Annotated in this window: 9 protein-coding genes; 4 read left to right on the top strand and 5 right to left on the bottom strand. The window is 61.7% G+C overall.

Annotation, left to right across the window (positions count from 1 at the left end; translation table 11 throughout):
• Positions 1-192 (top strand): hypothetical protein (locus tag C0V72_RS16480; protein ID WP_172439063.1); only part of this gene is annotated, 192 nt, incomplete at its 5' end.
• A gap of 38 nt (positions 193-230) precedes the next feature.
• Here the strand turns inward: C0V72_RS16480 and C0V72_RS15600 are convergent.
• From C0V72_RS15600 to C0V72_RS15580, 5 genes are read right to left on the bottom strand one after another with little or no spacing between them, the layout of a single operon-like run.
• On the bottom strand, positions 231-785 hold the full coding sequence (locus tag C0V72_RS15600; protein WP_101795056.1) for a nuclear transport factor 2 family protein: 555 nt from the start codon (positions 783-785) through the stop codon (positions 231-233).
• A gap of 59 nt (positions 786-844) precedes the next feature.
• On the bottom strand, positions 845-1,420 hold the full coding sequence (locus C0V72_RS15595; RefSeq protein ID WP_101795055.1) for a TetR/AcrR family transcriptional regulator: 576 nt from the start codon (positions 1,418-1,420) through the stop codon (positions 845-847).
• Between the two features lie 34 nt (positions 1,421-1,454).
• On the bottom strand, positions 1,455-2,906 hold the full coding sequence (locus C0V72_RS15590; protein WP_101795054.1) for a class I adenylate-forming enzyme family protein: 1,452 nt from the start codon (positions 2,904-2,906) through the stop codon (positions 1,455-1,457).
• Positions 2,896-3,588 carry a TetR/AcrR family transcriptional regulator gene (locus C0V72_RS15585; protein ID WP_101795053.1) on the bottom strand — a complete coding sequence of 231 codons (693 nt, stop codon included), beginning with the start codon at positions 3,586-3,588 and terminating at the stop codon, positions 2,896-2,898. The genes C0V72_RS15590 and C0V72_RS15585 overlap by 11 nt, the downstream gene beginning before the upstream one ends.
• 39 nt (positions 3,589-3,627) lie before the next feature.
• Positions 3,628-4,413, bottom strand: a complete 786-nt coding sequence (locus C0V72_RS15580; RefSeq protein WP_101795052.1) for an SDR family NAD(P)-dependent oxidoreductase — start codon at positions 4,411-4,413, stop codon at positions 3,628-3,630.
• Between the two features lie 226 nt (positions 4,414-4,639).
• Between C0V72_RS15580 and C0V72_RS15575 the strand changes: the two genes are divergently transcribed.
• From C0V72_RS15575 to C0V72_RS15565, 3 genes are read left to right on the top strand one after another with little or no spacing between them, the layout of a single operon-like run.
• Positions 4,640-6,043, top strand: coding sequence for a carotenoid oxygenase family protein (locus C0V72_RS15575; protein ID WP_094472421.1), 1,404 nt, complete (start codon positions 4,640-4,642; stop codon positions 6,041-6,043).
• On the top strand, positions 6,040-7,035 hold the full coding sequence (locus tag C0V72_RS15570; RefSeq protein ID WP_094472422.1) for a quinone oxidoreductase family protein: 996 nt from the start codon (positions 6,040-6,042) through the stop codon (positions 7,033-7,035). Before C0V72_RS15575 ends, C0V72_RS15570 begins: the two co-directional genes overlap by 4 nt.
• Complete coding sequence (locus C0V72_RS15565) at positions 7,032-7,853, top strand: alpha/beta fold hydrolase (RefSeq protein ID WP_101795051.1); 822 nt, start codon at positions 7,032-7,034, stop codon at positions 7,851-7,853. The genes C0V72_RS15570 and C0V72_RS15565 overlap by 4 nt, the downstream gene beginning before the upstream one ends.
• Positions 7,854-8,075: the final 222 nt, after the last annotated feature.

The raw sequence follows: 8,075 nt of genomic DNA, 5'->3' as shown, positions 1-8,075 counted from the left end.
CGCGCTGCTGGCCGGACGCTACAGCGCAATATCGAAAGCGCGCGTCCGGCCAGCAGCGCTACCCTCATAACCTACACCACCTGCCGGGACGCGACCGTACTTGGCTTGGACTTCAAATCGCTGTTTGGCTATGATTTCTTCCTCCCCGGCGCGCCGCGAACCTATGGCGTCAAGGCCAAGATCAGCTTTTGATCAGGGCCGAGCTGGCGCGGACCTCTGGCGGTACAGGTTTACTTGTTGTCCCCTGTATACGGATTCAGCTGTTCGAGATGATAGGAGAACATGAGATGGACGATCTTCCATCCGTCGGCCGCTTTTGCCATTTGCCAGCTTTCCTCGCCCCAATTCTGGATCTGTCCCTGCGCTAGAAAACGATAGGAGAAGGTGACGGTTGCCAATTGGCCGTCGGTGCGAATGGTCGGTTCACCCAGCACTTCCTCCAGGCGGAAGGCTGTCAGCGCGGGGTTGGCGATCAGCTGATGTGCGCCAATGTCCTCGACAATCGGAACGGTTCTGCTTTCGAGGCGTCCAATCTCGGCTCTCGATTGCGGATGGCCGGTGGCGCGCCACACGATCTTGCCCTCGTAGAACAAGGCCCTTAGCGCGGCCACATCCTTGGCCTTTATGGCAGCGTCAAAACTGCCCATCACCTGTTTGATCAAGGTAATGTCATCCTGCGCCCCCTGTATCATCGCCACGCCCGGAACGGTGCCGGCCGGTCCTGCCTGCAGCTGCGCCGGGGTCAGGGCCGCCGCAAAAATGAGGGCGAACTTTTGGGCCTTCATGAAATTCTCCTTTGTAAATGTGTCGGAACTTAATCGTCTTTAGCCGCGTAATTTCCTACTTACCGCCATTTGTTCGCAGCGCCAAGATCAGAATTTCGTTGGGTACCTCCAGTGTTCCGCTCCGCATATCCGTCCAATACTTTCTCGGCGGCTGCAATATCGATCTGGCCCTCAAGCACAAGTCGCGCCAAGCCATGTGCAAGCGCCCAGGCCTCAAACCCAACCACAAGAGTAGCAGTTGCTGGGTCACCCGGATTTCCCGGTACAAGTTGCATGCATTGTCTGCTGATCGCATCGCTCTTGCCCGAAGAGAATGGCGCGGCAGACTGACACATCAGGCCAAACAGGTTTGGGTTGCCAGTCGCAAACCCCAAATAGGCTTTGCCTAGATGCGCAAGCCGATCCGACCGTTGCGCGAGGTGTTGTGCCAGCATCGCCCGCCCGGTCGCCGCCAACTCACACATCAGGTCAGATTTGCTTTCGAAATGTCGGTAGGCGGCTGTGGCGGAAATCCCGATCGACCTTGAAATTTTACGAAGACTGATTGCGTCATATGGCTCAGTTTTGAGCGCCTCCAGCGCGGCAGCGACCAAATCCTGACGGACAGATCCGTGATGATATTGTGATTTGCTCATCGTTCCGATTTCAGTGCTGCTGCATCTCGATTTCTTAATCGCCCATTCGCTCCAGCAGCTTTGGCTTGATCACCTTGCCGGCCAGCGTCGTGGGGAAATCATCGATGATGATGGCGCGGGTTGGTCGTTTATAGGGCGCGATGCGGGCCGTCAGGCGCGTCAAGACAGCATCAAGCGCATCCACATCCCGTAGCTTGACGAATAGAGCGATGCCCTCGTCTTCGCCTTCTGGATAGCCGAGTACGGCGCATTGTTCGACTGCCGGATCTTCGTCGACCAGCGCTTCAATCTCAAGCGGATAGACGTTGAAGCCTGACCGGATGATCATTTCCTTTTGCCGCCCGAGCAGGTGGAGTGCGCCGTCGCGATCAATTTGCCCCAGATCGCCGGTGCGCAGCCAACCTTCGGCGTCGACCGTGTCGCGGGTCAGTTCCGGGGCCTTGAAGTAACCGCGCATGATGCCGGGGCCGCGCACATAAACTTCGCCTGGATGGCCCGCAGGCATTGCCGCGCCGGCCGGACTGCGGACACTCAGGCTGACACCTGGCAGCGGAAGGCCGACGCCAGCGGTGCGCGGATCGTCGGCGCCGTCTGTCATCGTAATGGTCGGGCCGGCCTCTGACATGCCGTAGCCGCTGTGGAGCGGCAGTCCGATCCATTGGTTCACCCGGTCGACCAAAGCGGGGCTGAGCGGGGATCCGCCACAACCAATGAAACGCAGCGACGCGCTGGCGAGCGGCGCCGCGCGAGCCTCAAGCTGATCGCACAGCCGGGCAAACATGGTTGGCACACCGTTGAACAGGGTGACGCCGCCGCTGTTCTCCAAACCGGCAATGACACCCTCCGGCTGAAAGCGCGACAGTATGCGGACGCTGGCCCCGGCACAAAGCGCACCCAGCAACACCGAGGTCAGCCCGAAAGCATGGGTCAGCGGCAGTGCAGCATAAGCGCAATCGGAAGGCCCAATGCCGCGCCTGGCAGCAATGCCGTGCGCAACGAAATCGAGATTGTCATGCGCCAGCATCACGCCTTTGGGTGCGCCTGTTGTTCCCGATGTGAAAAGGATCAGCGCAGCGTCGCCGTGCGCCGGAGCCGCGCCGTCATGCGCCGTATCGCGCAGGCGCAGCGCTGTGCCGCCGTCCGCCGGACTGCACGACAGGACGCCTGCCACGTCGGCGAAGTCGATCAGCCTTTCCTGTTCGGCCTGTGAGAGCCGTTCATTGACAAGCGCGACCGCTGCACCGGTACGCCAGACGGCCAGCAGTGCGACTGCCGTTTCCATGCCGTTTGCGCCGACAACGGCGATCCGTGATCCGCGCCCGAGCCCGGCGCTTTGGATGGTCGCGGACAGGCCACCCACGCGGCGATCAAGTTCTGCGAATGACACGCTTTCCTGATCGTCAATGATCGCGGGCGCATCGGGCCGGGTTTGTGCCCAATGGGCAACGAAGCGGGCTTCGCTGGTCGATGCCGGGTTAGCGCCCATGGCCGCGCTCCATCACAGTGCCTCCAGAGCGCCGCGCGGCAAGCTTTGCGGCCAGTCCCTCAACAAAGGAGGCGATCACCGCCTCGCGCGCGACGTCGTGGCTTACCAGCTGACCGACCTGGCTCGGGATCAGGCTGCCTGCGCTGATCTTGCCAAAGCCATGGACCACAGACCATGCAGCCAGCGTCTCGGTTTCCACGCTTTCACTGTCCCCGCCCGCTTGCGTGACAAGTTCGGCAACCAGCAGCCGCAGCAGTCCAAAGCAGGTCCGCGCTGCCACCTTCACTTCATCGCCCCGGGTGCTGCCGATCAATCGGGCGAGGAACATGAACTGGAACCGCGCCGGCGACGATTCGGCATAAAGAACATAAGCTCGCATGGCTGCAAGCAGCCGCTCCTCAGGCGCCGCGGAAACCGATATAGCCTCTGTCAAGCGCGCAATCAGTTCGCGAAAGCAGACAGCGGCAATCGCGCATTCCAGCCCTTCCTTGTCGGTGAAGTGATAGGCCGATGCGGTTTGGGTTACGCCGTTGACCTGCGCGATGCCGCGAAGCGTGAGCGCCGTCGGCCCTTGTTCATCTAGCAACTTGAGCGCAGCTTGAACCAGCGATGCGCGCAGATTGCCATGATGGTATCCGGCTTTCGCCAATCTGGGCGCGCGAGCATTGGGCTGGCTAGCCATGTTGAAATCTTTTCCGGGTTAGCATTCGAGGTCGTTGCATTAGTGCGGTCCTGCAATCATCGTTCCGCCGTCAACGACGATAACCTGACCGTTGATATAGGCACCAGCGGCTGAGGCCAGCATTACGACCACACCCGCGACATCCTCCACCCTACCGAGCCGACGCAGTGGATTGACCGCGGCCTTTGCACGCTCGTTTTCCGGATCTTGCCACAGTGCCTTGGCAAAATCGGTCTTGATCAGGCCCGGCGCAATGGCGTTGACGCGAATGCCCGATGGTCCCCATTCGAGCGCCAGATTGCGCGCCAAGGCCATTTCGGCCGCTTTTGAGACGCCATAAGTACCCAGCATCGTATTGCCGCGCAGCCCGGCGATGCTCGACATCAGTACCACCGCGCCGCCCTGCCGCGCCATGATAGGCATCGCCTGCTTGCACAGCCACATGATGCTGCGGACATTGGCCGTCATCGTCGCGTCGAAGCTGGCATCGTCAATGTCCAGATTCGGACCCCGATGCAGACTGACAGCGGCATTGCACACCAAAATGTCGATCCTGCCCCATTGCTGTTCGGTGCGCGCGACCAGACCGGCCAGGGCGTCGCTGTCGCTGACATCGCATGCCGACCCGATCGCTTCAAAACCATCTGCCGCCAGTTCATCCGCGACCCGGTCGCAATCCGCCTGCGAGCGGCTCGAAATCACGACTCGCGCGCCCGCGCGGGCCAGCGCGCGCGCCGCCGCCAGACCAATCCCCTTGGTCGAGCCGGTGACAATCGCAACCTGGCCGGAAAGGCCAAACAGATAGTCAAGAACGGGTTTGTTCATTGCAGCCAATGCCTTTCTCGGGTGTCGAACCGGCCCGCAGCGGGGTCGGCTCTCGAACACGAATCGTTTATAGACCACAAATTATGTTACGTAAAGTTTCAGGAGGTGAACAATGAGAGTTGTCTGATTTTCGAAGGTCTAGAAGCTTGGTTTCTTGCTTTTTATACCGCCTTGACAGCAATCAAGCGTAAACTATATGCTGTAAAGATTGAAGGGAGATTCGATCATGGATACTGCAACTCTCACTCCAGCCGGTTCCGCCAGTGCCGCCGTACGCGCGCCCTATCCGGCCGACGCGCCCAATACCTATCTGACCGGAAACTACGGCCCGGTGCTGGAAGAGGTCAGCGCCGACGCTCTGGTGGTCGAAGGCACCATCCCGCCAGAGCTAGATGGACTGTTCCTGCGCAACGGCCCCAATCCGATGGAAGTGGTCGATATGGCGACGCACCACTGGTTCCTGGGTGACGGCATGGTCCACGGCACCCGCCTGAAAGACGGCAAGGCGATGTGGTATCGCAACCGCTTCATCCGCTCGCACGAAACCGCCGGGCATATCGGCGAAAAGGGCGTTCCCGGTCCACAGCGCAGCCCGATCGACGTGGTCAACACCCATGTTCAGGCCTTCGGTGGCAAGATTTTCGCGCTGGTCGAATCGGGCCCTTATCCGATCGAACTCGATGCCGATCTGAACAATATCGCCTATTCCGATTTTTCGGGCACGCTTGACGGATCGTGGGCGGCGCACCCCCATACCGATCACGCGCGCCTGGAATGGCATGCGATGACCTACGACGTCGGGGTCAAGGATACCGTCTGGCATGTCGTGGTCGGGCCCGATCTGAAGGTCAAACGGCGCGTGGCCGTCGCGGTTGAAGACGGGCCGATGATGCACGATTTCGCGCTGACCGAACGCTATGTCGTGCTGCTCGATCTGCCGGTGGTCTGGGACGATGAAGCGGCAGCGGGCGGCAATAACTTCGCCTATCACTGGCGCGAAGGCCGCAAGGCGCGCGTCGGGCTGTTGCCGCGCGATGGTGACGGAGCCAGCGTACGCTGGGTCGAGGTTGACCCCTGCTACAGCTTCCACGTCGCCAATGCCTTTGACGATGCCGACGGCGCGGTGCAGATCGATCTGGTGGTCCACCCCCGGATGTTCGATACCAACCGCACCGGCCCGAACGAAGGCTTGCCGGTGATGGAACGCTGGACGATCGCGCCCGGTGCAACCCGCGTCGCCCGCCAGGTCACGCTCACCGCGCCGCACGAATTTCCGCGCGTTGACGAACGGCTATTCGGCCGCGAACACCGGATGATCTATGCCGCCGGGGTTCAGATGGATCGCGGTTCGTCCTTCTGTCTCGATACGAAAACCGGGGCGCTCAAGGTTCACGATCACGGCGCGATGCGTTTCGGGTCGGAATGCGTCTTCATTCCGCGCAGCGCCGCTGCGGTCGAAGGCGATGGCTGGGTGGTCACCTATGTCTGGGACGCCCGGTCCAACACGTCGGATTTGGTGATCATCGATGCCGGCAATTTCGACGGCGAACCGGTAGCCAAGGTGAAGCTGCCGGTGCGGGTGCCGTTCGGTTTCCACGGCAGCTGGATCGCACAGGAGGAATTGGCATGAAGGCCGTCCAATATCACGAACTGGGCGAGCCCGAAGTTCTGAAGCTTGAAGAAGTTCCCGATCCCGCCCCAGGACCCGACGATCTGCTGGTCGCGGTCAAGGCGGCGGGCGTCAACTATTCCGACGCGGGCAAGCGCCGGGGGCTCTATCTCGAACCTACGCCGCTGCCCTACTGCCCGGGGTCAGAGGTCGCCGGAACGGTGGTTAGCATGGGCGCGAATGTTTCGGGCTTTGCGCTTGGCGACCGGGTGGTCGGCCTGCTGCCCTCGCGCAGCGGGGGCTATGCCGAGCTGGCGGCGCTGCCGGCGCGCACCGCGATCGTCATCCCGGCGGCGATGGATTATGCCACCGCCGTGACCTTGCCCAACCAGGGCGCAACCGCGCTCAACCTGCTGACCACGATGGCGCGGCTGGCCAAGGGCGAAAGCGTGCTGGTCCATGCCGCGGCCGGCGGGGTTGGCGGGCTGATCATCCAGCTGGCCAAGCACCTGGGCGCGGGGACGGTGATCGGCCTCGCGTCCAACGCGGCAAAGCGCGATCATGTGCTGGCGCTGGGCGCCGATGCGGCGTTCGATTCGACTAATCTGAATTGGGTCGGCGAAGTGAGGGCGATCACCAAAGGCGCGGGCGTCGATATCGTCCTCGACAGTGTCGGCGGCGATGCCTTCAACAGCAGCCTCGATTGCCTGGCCCCGTTCGGGCGGGTGATCTGCTATGGTTTGGCCAGCGGGGTGCCGCATCAGGTTTCGCCGCTGCGGCTGATGCGACCGAGCCAGATGGTCGCAGGCTTCCACCTCGACGGGATCGTGAATGATGACAGCCGCTTTGCCAGCGATTTGCAGAGACTGGTTGACATGGCTGCATCGGGCGGGCTGAAGCCTGTGATCGGCAAGCGCTTTGCGCTGACTGATGCGATCGCGGCGCACCACTTTATCGAGAGCCGCCAAAGCCTCGGCAAACTGGTGATCGAGCCGGCGGGAGCAGCATCATGATATCTGGAAAAACGCGCCAGATTGAGACGCGGATCGGCAAGCTCGCCGTCCATGAACATGGCAGCGGTGAGGGAACGATCGTCTTCTGGCCCGCGCTGTACACCGATCACCGCATCTACGCAGGGCAAGTTGCAGCCTTTGCGGAGCGTTACCGGCTGCTGGTGATCGATCCGCCGGGGCATGGCGACAGCCCCGTGCCCGATGATCTGGTCAGCATGCCCGATTGCGCGCAGGCGGCGATCGACATTCTCGACGCCTATGGTGAAACATCGGTCCACTGGGTTGGCACCAGCTGGGGCGGGATCATCGGCGGCCATCTTGGCACAGCCCATCCCGAACGCTTCAAATCGCTGCTGCTGGCCAATACCCCGTTCGATCACGGCGATCCAAAGGCGCTGCGCGGTGCGAAATTCGTGGTCGGACTGGCCAAGCTCTTTGGCGGCAGCGCCTTCTTCGGCAAGGGCGTCGGGCGCTCGTTCTTCCCCGATCTCAAGGCGCTGGACAAGGCAAAGCTGGCTGTGTTCCTCTCCGGCATCGCCCGCCAGAGCCGCAAGAGCCTGACGACGGCCGGACGCTCGGTGCTGATCGCGCGCGACAGCCTGTTGCCGCTGCTGCCTTCGGTCAAGGTTCGCACCATGGTAGTCGCGGGCGAGATGGACAAGCTCTACCCGCCTGAAGAATTGCGCGCAGCCGCCGCGCTGATTCCGGGCGCTGAGTTCCACATCACCAAAGGCACCGGCCACCTTTCTGCATTCGAAGCGCCGGGCGCGTTCAACGCCCTGCTCGGCGAATGGCTCGATCGGCCTGCGCTTGGCTGAACGCGCTAGAAATCGGCCTCGGCCATGCGGCCTTGGCAGAGCTCGCAGCGCGGCCCAACGAAACAATTTGAAAACGGAGGCCTAAGGCAATGGACAGCTATCTGAAACACTATATCGGCGGCAAGTGATGTCGTGGACGGCTCTCCACCCCGCAGGATAATTTCTGCGGATCAGTCGGAGAGGAGAGTGACGATGGAGCAAGTATCAGTTGTTGGACTGGAT

Origin of the sequence: Porphyrobacter sp. TH134, assembly GCF_002855495.1 — a bacterium.
GTDB lineage: Bacteria > Pseudomonadota > Alphaproteobacteria > Sphingomonadales > Sphingomonadaceae > Erythrobacter.
This window is presented reverse-complemented; position numbering and strand designations above follow the sequence as displayed.